Origin of the sequence: Chryseobacterium luteum, from assembly GCF_000737785.1 — a bacterium.
GTDB lineage: Bacteria > Bacteroidota > Bacteroidia > Flavobacteriales > Weeksellaceae > Chryseobacterium > Chryseobacterium luteum.
This window is the reverse complement of record NZ_JPRO01000020.1, coordinates 1-19,084: the sequence shown is the minus strand read 5'-3', so window position 1 is coordinate 19,084 and position 19,084 is coordinate 1. Positions and strand designations below refer to the sequence as shown.

20 protein-coding genes and 1 pseudogene are annotated in these 19,084 nt (G+C 35.6%); 15 read left to right on the top strand and 6 right to left on the bottom strand.

The features are described from left to right. The first annotated feature begins 1 nt into the window (after position 1). The 4 genes from IX38_RS17415 (at position 2) to IX38_RS17400 (ending at position 3,709) form a co-directional block, all read left to right on the top strand. A complete protein-coding gene (locus IX38_RS17415; RefSeq protein ID WP_084680316.1) occupies positions 2-970 on the top strand; it encodes an alpha/beta fold hydrolase in 969 nt (322 codons plus the stop codon). Between the two features lie 121 nt (positions 971-1,091). Then, positions 1,092-1,730, top strand: a complete 639-nt coding sequence (locus IX38_RS17410) for a hypothetical protein (RefSeq protein ID WP_034707142.1) — start codon at positions 1,092-1,094, stop codon at positions 1,728-1,730. 622 nt (positions 1,731-2,352) lie between these two features. After that, entirely contained in the window at positions 2,353-3,165 is an 813-nt protein-coding gene (locus tag IX38_RS17405; RefSeq protein WP_034707140.1) for a helix-turn-helix domain-containing protein, read from the top strand. Between the two features lie 70 nt (positions 3,166-3,235). Continuing rightward, entirely contained in the window at positions 3,236-3,709 is a 474-nt protein-coding gene (locus IX38_RS17400) for a DUF6265 family protein (RefSeq protein WP_034707138.1), read from the top strand. Between the two features lie 351 nt (positions 3,710-4,060). Here the strand turns inward: IX38_RS17400 and IX38_RS17395 are convergent, their stop codons facing one another. Next, complete coding sequence (locus IX38_RS17395) at positions 4,061-4,285, bottom strand: SymE family type I addiction module toxin (protein ID WP_034707137.1); 225 nt, start codon at positions 4,283-4,285, stop codon at positions 4,061-4,063. 148 nt (positions 4,286-4,433) lie between these two features. Between IX38_RS17395 and IX38_RS17390 the strand changes: the two genes are divergently transcribed. The 7 genes and pseudogenes from IX38_RS17390 (at position 4,434) to IX38_RS17360 (ending at position 9,538) form a co-directional block, all read left to right on the top strand. Beyond that, a complete protein-coding gene (locus IX38_RS17390) occupies positions 4,434-4,856 on the top strand; it encodes a helix-turn-helix transcriptional regulator (RefSeq protein WP_034707136.1) in 423 nt (140 codons plus the stop codon). Positions 4,857-4,913: 57 nt separating this feature from the next. Further along, complete coding sequence (locus IX38_RS17385; RefSeq protein WP_034707134.1) at positions 4,914-6,413, top strand: AAA family ATPase; 1,500 nt, start codon at positions 4,914-4,916, stop codon at positions 6,411-6,413. Positions 6,414-6,416: 3 nt separating this feature from the next. Further along, the gene (locus IX38_RS17380) at positions 6,417-7,235 is read left to right on the top strand and encodes a hypothetical protein (protein ID WP_034707133.1); all 819 of its coding nucleotides are present in this window, start codon (positions 6,417-6,419) and stop codon (positions 7,233-7,235) included. A gap of 105 nt (positions 7,236-7,340) precedes the next feature. Then, on the top strand, positions 7,341-7,658 hold the full coding sequence (locus IX38_RS17375) for an ArsR/SmtB family transcription factor (RefSeq protein ID WP_034707132.1): 318 nt from the start codon (positions 7,341-7,343) through the stop codon (positions 7,656-7,658). A 72-nt stretch (positions 7,659-7,730) separates the two neighbouring features. Beyond that, a pseudogene (locus IX38_RS17370) lies at positions 7,731-8,045 on the top strand (SRPBCC family protein); the annotation flags it as partial. Between the two features lie 121 nt (positions 8,046-8,166). Beyond that, entirely contained in the window at positions 8,167-8,724 is a 558-nt protein-coding gene (locus IX38_RS17365) for a DUF4256 domain-containing protein (RefSeq protein ID WP_034707131.1), read from the top strand. A 313-nt stretch (positions 8,725-9,037) separates the two neighbouring features. Further along, complete coding sequence (locus tag IX38_RS17360; RefSeq protein ID WP_034707129.1) at positions 9,038-9,538, top strand: hypothetical protein; 501 nt, start codon at positions 9,038-9,040, stop codon at positions 9,536-9,538. A 103-nt stretch (positions 9,539-9,641) separates the two neighbouring features. Here the strand turns inward: IX38_RS17360 and IX38_RS17355 are convergent, their stop codons facing one another. Beyond that, complete coding sequence (locus IX38_RS17355; protein WP_034707127.1) at positions 9,642-10,676, bottom strand: threonine aldolase family protein; 1,035 nt, start codon at positions 10,674-10,676, stop codon at positions 9,642-9,644. An 85-nt stretch (positions 10,677-10,761) separates the two neighbouring features. On the opposite strand from IX38_RS17355, the gene IX38_RS17350 reads away from it, so the two are divergent. Further along, complete coding sequence (locus IX38_RS17350) at positions 10,762-11,415, top strand: metal-dependent transcriptional regulator (protein ID WP_034707126.1); 654 nt, start codon at positions 10,762-10,764, stop codon at positions 11,413-11,415. 51 nt (positions 11,416-11,466) lie between these two features. Here IX38_RS17350 and IX38_RS17345 read toward each other — a convergent pair whose 3' ends face one another. The 4 genes from IX38_RS17345 to IX38_RS17330 form a co-directional block, all read right to left on the bottom strand. Continuing rightward, positions 11,467-12,633: an aminotransferase class V-fold PLP-dependent enzyme gene (locus IX38_RS17345; RefSeq protein WP_034707125.1), complete on the bottom strand. Its 1,167-nt coding sequence runs from the start codon at positions 12,631-12,633 to the stop codon at positions 11,467-11,469. A 125-nt stretch (positions 12,634-12,758) separates the two neighbouring features. After that, a complete protein-coding gene (locus IX38_RS17340; protein WP_034707124.1) occupies positions 12,759-13,898 on the bottom strand; it encodes a hypothetical protein in 1,140 nt (379 codons plus the stop codon). A 29-nt stretch (positions 13,899-13,927) separates the two neighbouring features. Continuing rightward, a complete protein-coding gene (locus tag IX38_RS17335; protein ID WP_034707122.1) occupies positions 13,928-14,830 on the bottom strand; it encodes a TssN family type VI secretion system protein in 903 nt (300 codons plus the stop codon). Positions 14,831-14,883: 53 nt separating this feature from the next. Then, positions 14,884-15,825 (bottom strand): type VI secretion system baseplate subunit TssG, encoded by a 942-nt coding sequence (locus tag IX38_RS17330; protein WP_034707121.1) that lies wholly within the window; start codon positions 15,823-15,825, stop codon positions 14,884-14,886. 362 nt (positions 15,826-16,187) lie between these two features. Here IX38_RS17330 and IX38_RS17325 point away from each other — a divergent pair, with 362 nt between their 5' ends. The 3 genes from IX38_RS17325 to IX38_RS17315 all read left to right on the top strand — a co-directional run bounded on the left by IX38_RS17325 (position 16,188) and on the right by IX38_RS17315 (position 18,840). Further along, complete coding sequence (locus IX38_RS17325; RefSeq protein WP_034707120.1) at positions 16,188-16,979, top strand: S1/P1 nuclease; 792 nt, start codon at positions 16,188-16,190, stop codon at positions 16,977-16,979. 235 nt (positions 16,980-17,214) lie between these two features. After that, entirely contained in the window at positions 17,215-18,081 is an 867-nt protein-coding gene (locus tag IX38_RS17320) for a sigma-70 family RNA polymerase sigma factor (RefSeq protein WP_002979276.1), read from the top strand. Positions 18,082-18,249: 168 nt separating this feature from the next. After that, on the top strand, positions 18,250-18,840 hold the full coding sequence (locus IX38_RS17315; RefSeq protein WP_034707119.1) for a hypothetical protein: 591 nt from the start codon (positions 18,250-18,252) through the stop codon (positions 18,838-18,840). Positions 18,841-19,084: the final 244 nt, after the last annotated feature.

Here is a 19,084-nt window from a genome sequence, read left to right as displayed (position 1 = left end):
TATGAAAAAAATAATCCTATTACAACTAATTATCCTATTCACATTATTTGGATGTAAAAGCCAAACAAGTAATAAAACTATCGATAAATCAAAAAGTATGACACACAAACACCCCACATTATTTAAAACCATCGAAATTGACGGAATTAACATTGCTTACAGAGAGGCAGGAAACCCCAAAAATCCTACAATAGTGCTGTTACACGGCTTTCCTTCATCTTCACATCAATACCGGAAAGTTTTATCACAGTTATCTGATGACTTTCATTTGATTGCACCAGATTATCCCTCATTTGGAAACAGCGATTTTCCACTGGCAAGTGAATATGAATACACTTTCGATAATATGGCAAAAACAATAGACGCCTTTTTAGAAAAGAAAAAAATTGACTCTTATGCATTAATGATACAAGATTATGGAGCACCTATTGGTTTCAGAATAGCTACAGCTCACCCGGAAAGGGTTACGGCAATAATTAATCAAAACGGAAACGCCTATTTAGAAGGTTTGGGCGAGGCCTGGGCTGGAATCAGAGCACTTTGGAAAGACCGAAACCCTGAAACCGAAAAAGCAATACTGCCAGCCTTTTCATTAGACGGTTTGAAATGGCAATACACACACGGAACAAGAAATATTGAAACCATAAATCCAGACACTTGGCATTTAGATTATTTAAGACTTTCAAGGCCAAATGCACATCAAGTCAATATGGATTTATTTTACGACTATCAAAACAACTTAAAACTATATCCAAAATGGCAACAATATTTAAGAGATAATCAGCCACCTTTATTAATAGTTTGGGGAAAAAATGATGAGTTTTTTCCTGAAAGCGGAGCAGCTGCTTTCAAAAAAGATGTAAAGGAAATTGATTATAATATTTATGATACCGGGCATTTTGCATTAGAAGAGGATGGAGATGAAATTATAGAAAAAATTAGAATATTTATGACGAAAGTTGGGCAGTAATTGCCAGTTGCTAACGTTCTGCAACCGAAATCGCGGAGATTTCGGTTGCAGAACGTTCTGTTTTCACGAAGAAAGTTTTATCTTGGCAGAGAGAACTCGGTCTGCATTGAATCTGCGATTGATGGTTAAAGTCCTAATATTAGATCTGGAAAAAATTAAGTCTCAAAAAACGATTAATAATGCTATTAAAACAACATCTTATGAAATAATCAAAACTAGTATGAGTATAGTAATTGCAACTTTAGTCCAGAATAAAGAAATAAATATTTTTGCGGATAGACGGATGATCGAAGAGGAAATGTCTGGTTCGCACTATAAAATTCATGAAATACAAAAAATATATAAATTATCTGATACTATATTGTTTGGAATGACTGGCGATGCTGAATGGGGTATTCAACTTGCAAATGCACTATCAATACATGAATTACCATCGCAGTTGATTCAGAATATTAGAAGTTTTAAAATTACTCCAAAAGATCATTCTACTTTTATTCTTGGCGGAAAATATGATGATGGAGATTTATTTCTTTTTGGTTATAAGACAAAAGGAGGTGAACTGTTTCGCAAAAATGAAAGTGAATGCATAATTGCAAGTCCAAATTTAGAACTCTCCAATGCTTGTGCAGATCTTTATCTACATTATAAAGAAATGGGATATTCTGAGGAGCAAAATTGTATAGAAACAATAAAGTTCGCAGCTTCTCAAGAACCTAAATATATATCTGAAGATTTTAATCACTTTCAAATTTTGTATTGAACTTATAAAACAAGGGATATATTGGCGAAGGTAAAATAAATGTAATTAATTAAATTAACAAACATACAACCATCATCAATTTAACATAATATAAATTATAGGACAAATAATAATTCAAGACTTATAACTTTCAACTTCAGTGAAAATGGAAAAGCTTGTTTCTTCTGCTCTCGATTTTTGCGTATAACTTATAACGATCTCTTCGTGAAACAAACATTTAATATCAATGGCTAACTAACTTTCAGCTATCAGAGAATTTATGCCCATTTAACTACTTGTTTTCACGGTAAATAGCTTAGTACCTGACTTGAAAAATCTGGCTTATTCGGGCGTATTTGGTTTTTCCATATATACTAGTTTTGAACAGGTTTTTACTACTTATAAATTTAACTCTGAGCTGAACATTAATTCAGAATCTGTTTAAGCAATTATTATGGTATAGCCGATCTTTCGGGAAAAGTTTATCAATTTAAGCAAAATGCAGGGCGTATTATTTCTTCTCTATAAACTTTATTTCAACAACAAATATAAATCACAAAATAGTGATGTAAAATAAAATATTCCTCACTCAATTTTATTTAGTAGTTTTATACGGATCATTCCCGAAAAAAATGACTAAATAATGGATTATCAAACCTTTCAGCCCCGTCTGGAACTCTCCTATCTTATAAAATGCTACTGGACCCTGGAAAGCCCGCAAGAAAAAATTCCCCGGCAGCAGACCATTGTTCCTGATGGCTGCATGGAAATGATCTTTCACTACGGTGATCTGTACAAACAGTATATGAATGACGGCCAGGCAGTTGTACAGCCCAGAAGCTGTGTTTTTGGCCAGCTCACCAAACCGCTTATGATTGAGCCTACGGGTGCCACCGGAATTTTTTCCGTACGTTTTCAGTATGAAGGATTTATACCGTTTGCCAGCATTCCGATTAAAGAAATGGATGATAAGGCTATTTCACTCGATCAGTTATTCGGAGAAGACGGAACCAAACTGGAGAAAAATATCCTGGAATGCAAAACAGCGGAAGAGAAAATACATACTGTTGAAGAGTTTTTACTCAAAAAACTGGATGCCGCTGCCATTGACAAAATTGTACAATCCACTGTGGATACCATTCTTACAGCCAAAGGGCAGATTTCAATCGGCGAACTTTCCAGGCAGACCAATATCAACCGAAGACAGCTGGAAAGAAAGTTTTCTTCTGCCATTGGCCTCAGTCCCAAACAGCTTTCCAAAACGATAAGGCTTCAAACAACACTGAAACTCCTGCTCAATAAAAAATTTACAACCCTCACCGCTTTGGCCCATGAATCCGAATATTATGACCAGGCGCATTTCATCAAGGATTTTAAAGAATTTACAGGACTTACTCCAACGGAATTCTATGGCGAAAACCTGAAAATGTCTTCACTTTTTTACGGTACAAACTAAACTGTCGCATTTTTACAATTTCCAGCTTTAGCATATCCGGATCTTTGTCTGAATACTAAATATCCCGACAATGAAAACAAAACTGATCCTCTCTGCCGTCTTAATGACCATTTTCTGTTCCTGGACGGCAAAACAAAATGAACTCGAAAAGATGGAATGGCTCATCGGCACCTGGAAAACCCAAACACCCAAAGGAGTCCTCTATGAAACCTGGACTAAAAAAAGCAACACAGAATTCCAGGCAAAAAGTTATTATCTGAATAAAAAGGATACCATCATGTTTGAATTCGTAAGGTTGGTAGAAAAAGACCAAAAGCTTCACTATATTGTCTCTGTAAATGGCCAGCATGATGAACAACCGGTTGATTTTGTATCAACAGCGGTCTCAAATTCCACTTCACTTGTATTTGAAAATCCACAGAATGACTTCCCGCAGATCATTACTTATAAGAAAATTCATAAAGATTCTTTAATTGCTGAAATTTCAGGAACTATGAACGGGAAAAAAGGAAAACATGCCTTCCCAATGAAAAAAATAAAATAATTCGGTTGAATTAAGACAGGAAATTCTTTATCGAAGAAACGTATTACGATATCCAATAGACAAGGCTCGGCCACCGCAGGTGGCCAGCTAAATGTCAGCTTCATCAGGCAGGTTCACTTGCTTCCTCTTTGCTACCCTGAAATATAGCAGCATCAGCTTCGCAACTTTGCATTTATAGAATACACAAGTTGATCCGGTTAAATATTTTTTATAATCTCCCACAGATCGCACGGATCACACAGATTATATTTAATCCCTGTCAAATCCAATAAAAATTAAATGCAAACATCTGCTCAATCTGTGAAATCTGCGTGAGATAGAAATAACACATTATCAATAGGTTAAAATCACCTAATCCATCTCCATTTTCTTTAAAATATTCCTGTTCCTGCACACCGTTACCACTACCCTGTCACCCGCTTCAAAACCACATTCCTGAACCCATTTCCCGGCAATCCGTATTTCCGGGAAAAAGACATGCCGCCTGTAAGATCTTTCGAAGCACTTATGGGAAACCTTAAGATTGCGGTTGCGGAACAGCTTATATTTGTTCTGGAAATTAATCTTCTTTTTCATTACTTGTTGTTTTCTGCAAACCAAATAATATAAGGCAGGATATTCTAATTTCAGGAAGGGTATTTTATACGACTGAAAGATATTTTAGAATTTAATTTATTTTAAAAAGGAGCTTTATTTTATGTCTTAAAACTTTATATTTGTTATTATGATTGACACAGATATGCAAAATAAAAAAATACACCAGGGCCGAAATATTAAACGTTTCCGTGAAATGTTAGGAATTAAACAGGAAGCTTTGGCTTTTGAGCTGGGTGACGACTGGAACCAGAAGAAAATCTCCCTCCTTGAACAGAAAGAAACCGTAGAACATGATATTTTAGCCCAGGTAGCTAAAATTCTGAAAGTTCCGGCTGAAGCTATTGAGAATTTTGATGAGGAACAGGCGGTGAATGTTATTGCTAATACTTTTGGCGATAATGGTATTGGATATCAAAGAAATGAAAATCCAATTTTTCATCCAATTGATAAACTTATGCAACTTCATGAAGAGAAGATTGCACTTTATGAAAGGATGCTGAAGGAGAAGGATGAGATGATGGAGAGATTGGAGAAGTTAATTGTTAAATAGCAAAACTTTATTAATTTAGCTATTTAAACTTAGATAAACTGTTCTGAAAAATAATATATGAAAATCACTGAAACAACTTTCAATAACTTTCGTTGCTTTAATCAATATGAAATAAAATATGGAACAGAAACAACAGTGTTTATTGGTAAAAATGGCACAGGAAAATCAAGTGTATTATCTGGTATTCGTCGTGGGCTAAGTTTTATGTTTGCCAAACCAAAAGAATATGCAAAGAACCTATCAATATCCAATAATGCTAAGGTTAGATCATATCAAAAAGATGAGGCTAATTTTGATCCTATCAATAGAGTATACAATTACCCTATTGAAAACAAATTTAAAGCCATCTTTTTTAACGAGGAATTAAATTGGTCAATGATAAAAAAAACTCAAACCGGAGGTTATTCTACAAATTATTATAAAGATATCCTCCATTCGGTTCTTAGTTATTATAATGAAAATTTAAAAGCTGAGCTACCAATTTTAGCAGTAATTACCGATTCTTTTCCACATCAGATGATAAATTTTGGTAATAAAGTTAAAAAAACTGTTGATAGTGATATTTTACCAAGAGATCTAGGATATTATGGATGGGACGAAAGAACTAATTGCATAGAGCTTTGGCTACAAAGATTTTATAAAGTCTCTAATTTTGAAAAGGATTTAAATGATGAAATTAGGGCAGTACAATTGCAAATTGAACTATTGAATTCAAAATCATTGGCTTCATCCATAAAGTACAGTGATGATTCACCCAGATTTGCAAAAGCCACTCATTATCATATCAGTATTGAGGTATTAAATAAAAGATTAGAATATTTATATAGTGATAAAAGAGCCAATTTATTTAATCATGAACGTTTGTTCATAGAAAATAAATTATTGGAATTTACCAAACCTCTTTCTGAAGATCTTAGTTTTATTAATAAAGAATTTGAACTTTTTAGAGTTGCTGTAAATAGATCTTATAGTAAAGATTACACTATAGAATTTAATTTCAAAGATGGTAGGGCAATATCCTTTGAAACATTACCTATGGGCTATAAAAGAATGTTTTCTATAATAATTGATATTGCATATAGATCTTATATATTAAATCAAGGAATAGAAAGCACTGGTGTAGTATTAATAGATGAGATTGAATTACACTTACACCCAACACTCCAGCAGGAAATTCTACAACGTTTAAAACGAACATTTCCTAATATTCAATTCATAGTTACCACACATTCTCCCCTAGTTATAAGTAACTTTAAATCTGATAATAAAAACAGAATTATCAAATTAGAACATGATGGCAATTATTACTACAATGAAGAAGTTGACAATATTTACGGGATTGATTACAACACAGGGCTAACTGAAATTATGGGAGCCAAATATAGAGAATCTGAACTGGAAAAGCTTATTGATTCAATTGTTATACTTACCAAGTTTGGTAAAACTGAACAAGCTAATCAAATTAAGAATGAATTAATAGATATAGCAGGCGAAAATAACAAGTATATAGAAGTTGAAATAAATAAACGGTTGAAACAAAACAATAAAGCTAATTGATAAATGATTTATATTGACAAAACAAATCAGGAAGCTATAGATTTTGTTACGACTTTTATTGATTTTAATTGGCTTGAACAAAATGATAAAACTTATAAGTATCAAAATATAGGTTACCCACAGATCAAAAATCCTGTAAAAAGATTTAGAGCTTTTTTTGTTGACGAGCAAAATAATAAATGTTGTTATTGCTGTAGAGATATTGTAAACGATAATTCTACAGAATTAGAACATATTATTCCTAAAACTAAATCAATTTTAATTGATTTTGAACCTTATTATCAACATAGTAATGTTCTAAGGCAAAATGTTGTTCCTCAGAGTATTTTTGAATTATCAATAAGTAAATTAAATAAACCTCCCTTTCCTCATCATATTGCATATCATAATATTGTTGCATCTTGTAATGGCAAAACATTTGAATCTTCCGAAGATTTTACATGTTGTAATAGAGAACGTGGTGATGAATTTGTTCCTCCATTTAATTTAATGCAAGATGCCATTGAATATCTTCCAGATGGTACAATTGTTTATATGCGCGAGTTACAAAATAGAACGTATTTTGAAATTCTAAATCTAAGCAAAGAAATTTTAATAAACATCCGAAGGTTATGGTATTTATTTTCAATTTCACAACTTACTTTAGAACAGATATTAGATGAGAAGAGTATTATAACTTTGGAAGAAAAAATAAATGTACATGCCATTGCACACTCTCCAACACTTATTGAAGATTTTAAGTTATTGGAAACTTTTTCAAATCCTAATATTTGGAATATTTTCAAAGAGTATTCTTATTTTTTTGATTATTATAGAAATTAACTTTATGTATTAGATTATTTTTTCTTTAAAATTAGAATATATTTCCAAAAAAAAACTTGCGTAGTCAAATGACTTCATTTAAATTTGTAGTCAAATAACTACACAATGAATTTAAGAAGAGATGTATTCCAAGCTATAGCAGACCCTACCAGAAGATCTATCCTGATGCTGGTGGCCGCACAGTCTATGACTGCGGGTGCTATTGCTTCCAATTTCGATACGGCAAGACCTACTGTTTCCAAACACCTTCAGATCCTTACGGAATGCGAACTGTTGAGATCCGAACAAAACGGCCGCGAAATTATCTATCATCTTAATCCCAATAAAATGAAAGAAATAGCCGATTTTATAGAACCTTTCCGCCAAATGTGGGACGACAGATTCAACAAACTGGAAAGCATTATGAAAAATTATAAAGCATAAACATACCTGTGTGGAGAACTTACTCTCCTACTCTAATACTCTCAAACCCTCCAACTCAAAACACTCAAAATCATGGAATTAAAAACAAAAATCCAGGCCGAAGACGGTAAACAGGAAATTTTCATTACCAGAGAATTTGATCTTCCTGTGGAACTTCTTTTCAAGGCGTATACGGAAGCAGAACTGGTAGAACAATGGATGGGAACCAAAGTGCTGAAGCTGGAAAACAAACCGCACGGAGGCTATCAGTTTGAAACCTCCAACCCGCAGGGCGAAGTTGTTTTCCGGGCCAACGGAGCCATTCACGAAGTGATTCCCGACCGGAAAATTACAAGAACATTTCAAATGGAAAACACTCCTTTCCCTGATTATCATATTTTTATAACTGAAATAAATCTGCATAATCTCCCTAATCTGCGAGAGAAATATATCAATAAAATTTAAATAGGCTCTTAAATAATAATAAAAATCAGCATTTAAAAATCAAAAACTACAAACAGAAATTAATATGAGCAAAAAGAAACTAACAGCTAAACAGACCGGAGAACTTTTAAAGATCTTAAAGAACCGTTTTGAAAAAAATATGAACCGTCATAAAGACCTGAACTGGGAAAATATCCAGTCGAAGCTGGAAGCAGCTCCCGAAAAGCTCTGGTCACTGAACCAAATGGAAGACACAGAAGGAGAACCGGACGTGGTAACCTACGACAAAAAAACGGATGAATATATCTTTTTCGATTGTTCCCCGGAAAGCCCGAAACGCAGAAGTCTTTGCTACGATTACCAGGCCTGGGAAGCCCGTAAAGCCAACAAACCAGAAAGTAACGTAATTGATAAAGCCGCCGAAATGGGCATTGAATTATTAACAGAAGAACAATACCGCCAGCTTCAGGAATTAGGAAAGTTCGATCTGAAAACTTCCAGCTGGATAAAAACACCTGCAAATATCAGGGAACTGGGTGGTGCTATTTTCTGTGACCGCCGCTACAACACCGTTTTTGTATATCACAACGGAGCAGATTCCTATTATGCAGCGAGAGGTTTCAGAGGAATGTTAAAAGTTTAAAATCTGCGAAATCTCCTCAATCTGCGAGAGAAATATGTTCTTTAAATTCTTCTTAATGGTTTAAAAATAATAGAAATTTTAAAAGGCCGTTTAAATTTTTAAAATCTCGCTGATTAGGCAGATTACACAGATTTTTATAACTGAAATAAATCTGCGTCATCCGCAAAATCTGCGAGAGAAATATTATTTCTGCATAATAATTTTATTGAATAAAATTTAAACAGGTTATATTTATGCTTAGTTTTCTTTCATATTTAAATACTATTGCTAATTTAGTACACTGAAATTTGAATGTAATATAACAACATTAGGTATGAAAAAATTAATCTTACTGGGCTCGCTGTCTGCTTTTCTTATGAACTGTAATAAAAAAACAGAAACTCCGGCTCCCAAAACAGAAACCGATACAGCAGCTGTAATAGAGCCTGCTAAAGATACACTGGGGCCAAAATCATTCTGCTATATGGGCGTTACGGGCAAAGACAGTGTTTTTGCATCCATTGATGACAACCTGGGAACCATTACCGGGAAATTAGCCTATAAAAACAGTGAAAAAGACAGCTCGAAAGGAGATGTAAGCGGTTTTAAATCAGGAGATACCCTGAAATTAACCTATGAATTCCAGTCTGAAGGTAAAAAAAGTAAAAGGGATATTTTCTTCATCCAAAAAGAAAATACATTAACGGAAGGAATCGGAGATCATAAAGAAGAAGACGGACAGTCTAAATATGCCGATGAGAAAAAGATCAGCTATAAAGACGGTCAGAAGCTTGAATCTGCGGACTGTAAGATGGTTTTGAAAGCTTTAAAATAATAAAATATATTATTCCGGTTATTTAAAGTATTTCTTTACTATAAATCACTATCAAAAAATAAAAGGTGGCTGGAAAATTTCCAGCCACCTTTTTACAGTAATTTTATTGAAGTTCTTTTTTAATAACCTCTATAAAGCTTTCTACCGCTTCATCTGCTGTGTTCCAGGAAGTAATGAGGCGTATAGCGGAATATTTTTCATCCATTTTTTTCCAGACATAGAATTCAAAATGTTCTGACAGAATTTCTATAAGCTTATTGCTGATAATCGGGAAAATCTGGTTGGTGTACGTATCAGACAGAAACGCTACTCCCCTTTCCTTCATTGCATTCTTGATCTTCATTGCCTGAATATTGGCATGCTTCGCCAGGTCAAAATACAGGTCATTTTTCATCAGTTCCATAAACTGGATCCCAAGAAGACGTCCTTTGGCCAGCAATGCTCCTTTTTGCTTGATATTAAAAGCAAAATCCGGCTGCAGATCCTTGTTACTGATCACAATAGCCTCTCCTATCAATGCTCCGTTCTTTGTTCCTCCCAGATAGAAAATATCCGTCAGTTCCGCTACTTTTTCCAGTGTAAGGTTACTGATTTCGGAAGTTAATCCATGCCCCAACCTGGCCCCATCCATAAACAGATACAGCCCATTCTTCCGGCAAAAACCCGAAAGCTCTTCCAGCTCTTCTGCCAGATAAACTGTTCCAAGCTCTGTAGAATTGGATATATAAACCAGTTTTGGCATCACCTGGTGAGGGATATTGCTGTGGCTTTCCAAAACCGGAACAATATCTGCAGGTCTGAGTTTTCCGTCTGCTGTTTCAATACTTAAAATCTTGTGCCCTGTGGCTTCGATAGCTCCTGTTTCATTATTTAAAATGTGCCCCGGTGCTGCAGAAATTACACATTGATAAGGCCTTAGAACCGAAGAAATAACAATCAGGTTGGCCTGTGTTCCTCCGGACACCAGATAGACTTCAGAATCCGGATTTTTAATTTTTTCCCTGATCAGTTGTTTTGCCTTTAGAGAGTATTCATCTTCACCGTATCCGGCCTGCTGTTCAAAGTTTGATTTTAAAAGTGCCTCCAGAATATTCGGGTGGCATCCCTCGGAATAATCGTTTTTAAAAGAAAATTTCATGAAGTAAAATTAAAAAAAGTTAAAACAACAAGACCCGATTTTACATAATATTTTGTTAGATTTGTAATGAAAATCATCTAACATTTTGAGAACAACATTAACAGAAGAAAATTATCTGAAGGCTTTGTTTCATTTAGTTGACAATGAAGGGAAAGTAACGATCAATGAGCTCAGCAAATTTTTAAATGTAAAAATGCCGAGCGTAAACAACATGATGAAGAAGTTCGCCGACAAAAAATGGGTCGTCTATGAAACCTACAAGCCTCTGGTAGTTACAGAAAACGGAAAACGGGAAGCAGCGCTGGTAGTCCGCAAACACCGCCTTACCGAAATGTTCCTGGTAAAAAAAATGAACTTCGGCTGGGAAAATGTCCACGAGATCGCAGAACAGCTGGAGCACGTGCATTCGCAGATTTTTTTCGACAAGATGGATGAGATCCTGGATCATCCTAAATTTGACCCGCACGGAGAACCTATTCCCGATAAAGATGGAAATATTATTTCGCAGGATCTGCAGAAACTGAGCGCCTGCAACGTTGGAGAAACAGTAATCTTTGCTTCCGTTACCCTTTCAGACGATGGCTTCCTAAGTTATTTAAATGAAAGAAAACTGCTTCTGAATACCAGGATAAAGATTATTAAAATTGAAGATTTTGACAAATCAATGACCATAGAGATTGGAAATTCCAAACAAATACTCAGCAGAAAAGCCACTGAAATAATACTGGTGAAGAAATAAACCATCATGGTGGCTGAGGCTCCCGAAGCCACCATGTCCCAATATTAAAGACTACCCTTCCAGCATTTTTATCACCTCCTCAATTTCACCGGAAGTATTAAAATAATGCGGCGACAGGCGGATAGCCCTGTCAAGGTTCTTCAATGTAAAATCAATCAGTGCATTACTTTTATTACTCACAGAAAAGTATACATTATTCTCTTTCAGTATTTTATAAATATTGTCAATGCTACTGTCCTGAGCACAACAAGTAACGATACTGCACAAATTCCGGCCCTGATCCAATACCCTTAAACCGTTATTTTGCAAACCGGTTCTTAATTTTTCCGCCAAATTTCTGTTGTAATTTTCAATATTCTGCAAACCTATTCCATTTGCATATTTTAGAGCTTCCGCAAATCCTAAAAGTGAACTGATGGAAGTCTCCCAATGTTCAAATCTTTTTGCGGTTTTAAGCAGTTTATAATCATTGAACGCTGTCCATTCCGCACCTGCCATATCCAGAAATACCGGGGCCATATTCCTTTCCAAAACCCTGTCCGAAACATATAAAAATCCTGTTCCTCTGGGTCCCCGCATAAATTTCCTGCCCGTAGCGGTAAGAAAATCACAGCCTATTTTCTCAACATCCACAGTAAGCTGGCCAACGGACTGGCAGGCATCAACAAGATAAAGGATATCATACTGGCGGCAGATTTTCCCTACACCCTCCACATTTTGGATCAGCCCGGAATTGGTCGGAATATGAGTGACAGCAACGAGTTTCGGATTGTGCTTTTTAATAAGATTTTCCACATCTTCAAGATCCAGTTCGTGATCGGGAAGATTTTTAATTCTCACAATCTTAACTCCCAGCTTTTTCTGTAGCGAAAAAAAGGCAATCTGGTTCGATATATAATCATCGTTAGTTGTAATGATGACATCCCCGCTTTCAAACTGAATACTGGATAAAGCTTTGGCATAAGCATCGGTAGAGCTTACTGTAAAAGCAATGTTATCGGGTTGAGTATTGATCAGTTGCGCTGCTTCTGCATAAAAACGGCTGCACTGCTCCGAATTTCTGTCAGCAGCTTCATACCCGCCATGTTGCTGCTCCAAAAGAATGTAGCTGGTCATTGTTGTAACCACAGGTTCCGGCATCAGTGATCCTCCTGCACTGTTCAAAAATATTTTATCTCTACAGCCCACAGTATCCCGTCTTATCTTATCTATGTCCATGTATATTATTTAGAATTGATTATTTTTAAGCCTTACTGAATCTAAAATTTCCTGTCACTTTTTATTTCTATGCATAAAAAATCCCGAAAATTTCAGTCCGGGATTTATATCTTAAGTTGTTTCTGTTAATCTAAAACACTCCAACCTCTCTTCGGATTGGTATTTGAAGTAACTTCCTGCTCGTTAACAATAATATTTTCTTTTCTCTGACCGATGTAGTCAAGCTCACTCAACTTGGAGAATATAATTTCCAGGCTGCGAAGCATCTGCTGGATATACAGTAATGGCTCTCCACAATTGTGGTGGTCATAATTGGTCTCTGCCACAATAGAAAGCTGGTTCAGTAAAGTATGAGGTGCAATCTCACTCCACTCTAAGCTGTAATTCAGCATTTCTTCCAATTCTGCAGGAACCAGGAGCTGGGTTGAATTGTAAAGATGAAGGGCCAGTTTTGCAAATGCCTCGATCAAAAATACCGGTGGCTGCCACGGAACAATATTCCTGAACTGGAAATACATATCTCCAAAAGTATTTACCAGGGTGGTACACAAAAATTTAACATTTTGTGCCAAAGCTGTATTTTGATTTTTATGAGATGCTTTCTGAATGATCTTAAACGCATACTGCTGAAGATTTCCAATAGATTTTGCATAGCTTCCGTAATAATCCAGCAAAACAGGATGACTCTGGATAGAGGTACACGGCGGAATAAAATTGGAATCTACCTGTGCAATATTGGCTTTCAGATCTACTTTTCCAATGATCAGGTAATTCCCTCCGGAATAGCTGCTGTTCAGCGAAGTGACAGGAAGCAGCTCGATGTGGTGGTTCGGCTGTGCACTCGGATGGCGGGGCGGAATTTCTTCCGGGTCAATATCCCCAAAAGGCACTTTATCAAAAGGGTTCACAGAGATCAGGATATAATAATCACCGTCTGCCTGCTCTTCATTCATAGATCTTGCCAGAGATTTTACACTCACTCTTCTATCCGTTAAATCTATACGGTAACCTGCCATGGTAATAGCGCTGCATCTCTTTATAACAAGCTGTACATCATTGGTAGCAGTATTATGAACGTCAAATATTGTCTTATCCGTAAATTCATTGGAAATAGGCAAAAGTCCATAATTATATGTGGTGATCCCAAGCGAGCTGGCATCTCTGATCGTGTCAATTAAAAAATTATCCTGATCATTAAGGTGTCTCTGGGAAACTTTCATCCCGTCTACCCAATTGATCGCAAAATGCTTAATAGGCTGTATCATATTTAATACTTTTTTTAAATTTTCTGTGATTATGATTTTTTCAATACTCCTTCTTCCTCATGCTGGATCACTCTTTTGCAGATCACCACTTCATTTTCCGAAATGTTGTTCGTAGAGATATCCTGGTCGAAATCAATATACTTTCTAAAGCTGAAAAACGATTTTTTGGTGTAAAAAATCCAGTAATAAGGCTCTTTTTCTATATCTGAAAGATGAATGACAGAATTGGGATTCTTATGATTATAGTCGTCCACTACCCTGTAGAACCAGTCTCCAAATGTTACTCCGGTTGGCAGCGTTTTGGCTTTGATCCTGAATCGGTTTGCATCTTCAAGGTTTTTGCTAAGTTCAACATTCAATACCATTAACCTGTCAAAATCAACACCGTCAAAGTCCGGAAGTTTCTGATCGGGAGAATATCTCCATGTTTTATAGATATCAAAAGGAATGCTTATAAACTGAACATAGCAGTAATAAAATACCATGGGAACAACGAAGATCAATATACTTGTGGCGGCCATTACGGCATAACCTGTCCCATTGCTCAGCCAGTTAAAGATCAAGGTAAATAAGTAGCCCCCGAAAGCAATACACGTTAACGAAAGTATGGATTCAAACAAAATGCTCATTCCTACAGAATCAATATGCTTTCTGAAGTACCTGTGCAGCAGGTTGACATGGATAATACCCAAAATAAGATAAATCACCTGTGCAATAAGATACCAGTATGGATTAAAAAGATTTCCTGCAAAACCAAAAAATCCAGGCAGGGCCAGACATAAGCTGCACAGCAGAACATATATAATAATTACTTTAATTTTAATTGCAGGTTTGTTCCTTCTGATAATTCCCAGAATAAACATCATGATCACCGCGATTAAAGGCATTAAAATATACCTTAAAAAAATACCTTTTACTGAAGAAATTTCCATTAGTTTCTTTTCAAATTTATACTTTGTTGGTCGTTGTAAATATAATAAATTATTTAGAGAAATGTAGAGTATCCAAGCCTGCTGGCATTTCTTTCATCATCTTCCAGACTGAATGAATATTCCTCTTTCTCTGTAATAAAATTTTCCTCCACGTCTACCGTTACCGGAAGAAAATAATCATATAAAGCCTGCAGAATATTTCTGAACGGGCTTCCCGAAATATACTTTTTCATTTCCGTATAAGGAATCGGACCTATATTCACTACCCAGTTCCGCTGTCCGTCCATATGTCTGCCACTGGGAATATAGGTAACTCCTAATTTTGAATTCCCCAACAACATAGAGTCGTCATTTCTTTCTATCCTGTCTATAATATTCGGCGCAAAAGTGACTTCCACCGGTACCTGAAGGAAAGCTGTCATGCTTCTTTCAAACCATTTCTTGTCACCTCTGATCTGGTGAAAAAACGGCAAAATGTAGATGAAAATATACGCATTCTGCTTATCCAGCATTTTTATAAGGGGCCAGAGCTCACTCACAGTATCCAGGAGCGTGTCTGTATCACTTGAAATATCAAATTCAGCTTCTTTAAGCAGGGAGCTGATTTCCGTGAAAAAAATCTCCAGTTCAAAAGGACGGAAAAATTTTCGGGCATCCTCTTCCACTCTTTTCTGCTTACGGATTTCACGCACTACAGTATCCACATTCTTCCGGGAAGCTCCTAAAGACGGCGGGTGAAACAACCCTTCCGGGAGATAATCGTAAATACCTTCCCTATAGGTTTCTATGGTGAATACTTCCTCATCAAATCCTAAATAGCTGCTCGAGATACTTTTGATATCCTTAAGATAAGCACGGTCATTGATTCCGATCCGCTCTATAAATATATTGCTTACCGCACGCTGGTATTTCAAAAGATTCACCGCCACGGCTTCAGCTTTGAAATCAGTCTGCAGCTTATTGTAATACATGTCTACAATATTATTCTCATACATAGTATTTCCTGTGATTATGACTTGTAAAGATAGTATATCTCATAAGTTTGAAAAAATAATTTTACTATAATTTTATCCTAAAAATACTAATTTATTGACATTAAAAGGAATATTCCTTAATAAATTCCGTAAAAATACGGTAATCGTGTTTTAGGCAGAGTTCAGAAATGAATTTCATGAGCTGATATATAGCGCTTTACACTTCTTTTATCCTTTATTTCAGAGGCTTTATAGAATTTTAAACTTTAGATCTTTATTTAGATTAAATTTTATTAACACGTTTTGAAACAAGAAATTTGTCATTATTGATACAGGTTCGGAAACCGGGCCGTATCTTTGCAGCCTGTAAAATGTTATTTATAATGAAAAGTATTTATTCTAAAATTCTGATTTTAGCATTCATTTCATCTTCACTTTATTCTTATGCATGGGGATTGACGGGACACCGTATCATTGCAGAGATCGCAGAAAACCATCTGTCGGGAAAAGCAAGAAGGGAAATAAAAAAGATAATGGGTAAAGAACGCCTGGCGTATTGGGCAAACTGGCCGGATTTCATTAAATCCGATACCACCGGGGTCTGGAAGCAGGCTTCATCATGGCATTATGTAAATATTGATCCGCAGGCAGATTTTAAAGCGTTTGAGCAGAATCTTAAAATGCAGGCAGGTCCAAGTCTTTATACTCAGGTGAACACTCTGTCCAGCCAGATCAAAGACGAAAAAACATCCGCAAAAGACAGGAAAATTGCCCTGATCTTCCTTATCCATATTATGGGAGACCTTTCTCAGCCACTCCACGTAGGAAGAGCTGAAGACCTTGGCGGAAACAAAATCAATGTGACGTATTTCGGTGAAAAAACCAATCTTCACTCGGTATGGGACGGTAAGCTGGTAGATTCGCAAAAATACAGCTATACTGAATATGCCAGTCTTTTAGACATCAAATCTAAAGAAGAAGTCGCGCAGATCCAGACAGGAACACTGGAAGACTGGTTATATGATTCTCATAAAATTGCCAACAAGATCTACGCACAAACTCCAAACGATTCAAAATTATCTTACGACTACCAGTATAAATTCAATGATACTCTTGAAAGACAGCTTCTTTACGGAGGACTGAGACTGGCAAAGCTCTTGAATGATTTGTTTTAACAGCTGATTATTCAAAATAATATAAAAGCGGGACTTCGGTTTCGCTTTTTTTGTTGGTGGAAAAATCTGGGGTTGCAAGGCAGAAAGACAGGAGAATTATTTATACTGCCTATCTGAAATCTCATGCCTGATATTGATGACAGCCTCAAATTTAAAAAATAATTAAAACACATGTAACCTTTTTACCACTTCATACGTATAATATATAGTAACTCTTTTTTGAGGATAAAAATAGATGAGACAATTAAAAATCACTAAGCAGGTAACCAACAGGGAAACTGCTTCATTAGACAAGTATTTGCAGGAAATTGGTAAAGTGGAACTGATTACTGCGGACGAAGAAGTAGAATTGGCACAAAGAATACGTGCAGGCGACAGAGCAGCACTTGAGAAATTGATCAAAGCCAACCTTCGTTTCGTAGTTTCTGTATCTAAGCAATACCAGAATCAAGGTCTTTCTTTACCCGATTTGATCAATGAAGGTAATTTAGGACTGATGAAAGCGGCAAAAAGGTACGATGAAACTAGAGGTTTCAAATTTATCTCTTATGCGGTATGGTGGATCCGTCAGTCAATTTTACAGGCTTTAGCTGAACAGTCAAGAATTGTAAGGCTTCCGCTTAATAAAATCGGTTCCATCAACAAAATTAATAAGGCATACGCTCACCTTGAACAGGAAAACGAAAGACCACCTTCTCCGGAAGAATTGGCTGAAGTTCTTGACATGAGCGAGGAAGATATTAAAGAATCTATGAAAAACTCCGGAAGACACCTGTCTATGGATGCGCCTTTGGTAGAAGGTGAAGATTCTAATCTTTATGATGTATTGCGTTCAGGAGAATCTCCAAGTCCGGATAAAGATCTGATGCTTGAATCTCTTCAAATTGAGATCGAAAGAGCATTGAATACTTTGACTCCACGAGAGGCTGACCTGGTAAGATTGTACTTCGGACTGAACGGAAAACACCCGATGACTTTAGAGGAAATCGGTGAAACTTTCGATCTTACAAGAGAGAGAGTACGTCAGATTAAGGAAAAAGCAATTAAGAGACTAAAGCATAATACCAGAAGTAAGATTCTCAAATCTTATTTGGGTAAATAATTTTTAGCGTAAAACAATGTATGCGGAGTCTGTTTTCAGGCTCCGTTTTTTTATTTATAATCCATTTAAATTTCAAGAGTAAGGATATTTTTACACTCAATTATAAAATAATGTAACAATCTTTAAAGTATTTTCAACTAATAAGAAATAAAAACAATTTAAAAACTTATGAAAAAAATACTTTTCATTTCTGCCTTAGCTTTATCAGTACTTTCATGTAAAGAAAACAAGTCCAGAAATGCTCCAGCTGTAGAAAATGTAGTAGACAATACAGATTCTAAAATATCCTCATCAAGATATATTAAAGGTCAAAATATGCTCGATGCAATTTATTTTGAGCAAATAAAGAATGATGAAAGTCTTAAGAAGATGGATGAAAAAATCACCTCATTACAGGAAAATAGCAGCAAAACTAAAAATATTTATAATGATATCCTCCGTAAAAATAATGAATATTATTCTGATGCTGAATATGGCGCAAAAAGTATTAATGATTCTGTTTTAAGAAAACAACTCATCAGTTTAATAAAAGAAAGCTCAGATAAATACAGTATAAAAACGCAAAAGCTAAAAGAATTAACCTTACAAATCAATCGCAATAGCCAAAGTATTTACAGTTACTATGTGGCTTTCAAAATCAGAAAAACTCTTCCCGAAATTGAAAAATACCAAAACGCTCATCCTTTAAAAACAGACAGTTTAAATAACTTTATCAGCAAACAAAGTAAATTATTGAACGAACTGAAAAATTTAAAATAAAAAATGAATTTTAGTGCTATAAAATCTACATCAGAATTATAGTTTCTACTGATATAAAAAGGACTGCCTTGTAATGACAGTCCTTTCTTTTTAGTAATTCAGGGTGATTCCGGCTCCCCAGCCCATTTCATTATCATAATTTCCGGAAACGGATAGCCATTTTTGTACAATATACCTTAATCCTGTATCAAATTCTCCGTCAGAATTTATACTGAAACTTCCTCTCAACCTTCTGGAAAGCGGG

Excerpts from the sequence above, each read along its gene's own strand:
- IX38_RS17415 (WP_084680316.1), top strand. The coding sequence starts at position 2 with ATGAAAAAAATAATCCTATTACAACTAATTATCCTATTCACATTATTT.
- IX38_RS17410 (WP_034707142.1), top strand. The coding sequence starts at position 1,092 with ATGGTTAAAGTCCTAATATTAGATCTGGAAAAAATTAAGTCTCAAAAA.
- IX38_RS17405 (WP_034707140.1), top strand. The coding sequence starts at position 2,353 with ATGGATTATCAAACCTTTCAGCCCCGTCTGGAACTCTCCTATCTTATA.
- IX38_RS17400 (WP_034707138.1), top strand. The coding sequence starts at position 3,236 with ATGAAAACAAAACTGATCCTCTCTGCCGTCTTAATGACCATTTTCTGT.
- IX38_RS17395 (WP_034707137.1), bottom strand. The coding sequence starts at position 4,285 with ATGAAAAAGAAGATTAATTTCCAGAACAAATATAAGCTGTTCCGCAAC.
- IX38_RS17390 (WP_034707136.1), top strand. The coding sequence starts at position 4,434 with ATGATTGACACAGATATGCAAAATAAAAAAATACACCAGGGCCGAAAT.
- IX38_RS17385 (WP_034707134.1), top strand. The coding sequence starts at position 4,914 with ATGAAAATCACTGAAACAACTTTCAATAACTTTCGTTGCTTTAATCAA.
- IX38_RS17380 (WP_034707133.1), top strand. The coding sequence starts at position 6,417 with ATGATTTATATTGACAAAACAAATCAGGAAGCTATAGATTTTGTTACG.
- IX38_RS17375 (WP_034707132.1), top strand. The coding sequence starts at position 7,341 with ATGAATTTAAGAAGAGATGTATTCCAAGCTATAGCAGACCCTACCAGA.
- IX38_RS17365 (WP_034707131.1), top strand. The coding sequence starts at position 8,167 with ATGAGCAAAAAGAAACTAACAGCTAAACAGACCGGAGAACTTTTAAAG.
- IX38_RS17360 (WP_034707129.1), top strand. The coding sequence starts at position 9,038 with ATGAAAAAATTAATCTTACTGGGCTCGCTGTCTGCTTTTCTTATGAAC.
- IX38_RS17355 (WP_034707127.1), bottom strand. The coding sequence starts at position 10,676 with ATGAAATTTTCTTTTAAAAACGATTATTCCGAGGGATGCCACCCGAAT.
- IX38_RS17345 (WP_034707125.1), bottom strand. The coding sequence starts at position 12,633 with ATGGACATAGATAAGATAAGACGGGATACTGTGGGCTGTAGAGATAAA.
- IX38_RS17340 (WP_034707124.1), bottom strand. The coding sequence starts at position 13,898 with ATGATACAGCCTATTAAGCATTTTGCGATCAATTGGGTAGACGGGATG.
- IX38_RS17335 (WP_034707122.1), bottom strand. The coding sequence starts at position 14,830 with ATGGAAATTTCTTCAGTAAAAGGTATTTTTTTAAGGTATATTTTAATG.
- IX38_RS17330 (WP_034707121.1), bottom strand. The coding sequence starts at position 15,825 with ATGTATGAGAATAATATTGTAGACATGTATTACAATAAGCTGCAGACT.
- IX38_RS17325 (WP_034707120.1), top strand. The coding sequence starts at position 16,188 with ATGAAAAGTATTTATTCTAAAATTCTGATTTTAGCATTCATTTCATCT.
- IX38_RS17320 (WP_002979276.1), top strand. The coding sequence starts at position 17,215 with ATGAGACAATTAAAAATCACTAAGCAGGTAACCAACAGGGAAACTGCT.
- IX38_RS17315 (WP_034707119.1), top strand. The coding sequence starts at position 18,250 with ATGAAAAAAATACTTTTCATTTCTGCCTTAGCTTTATCAGTACTTTCA.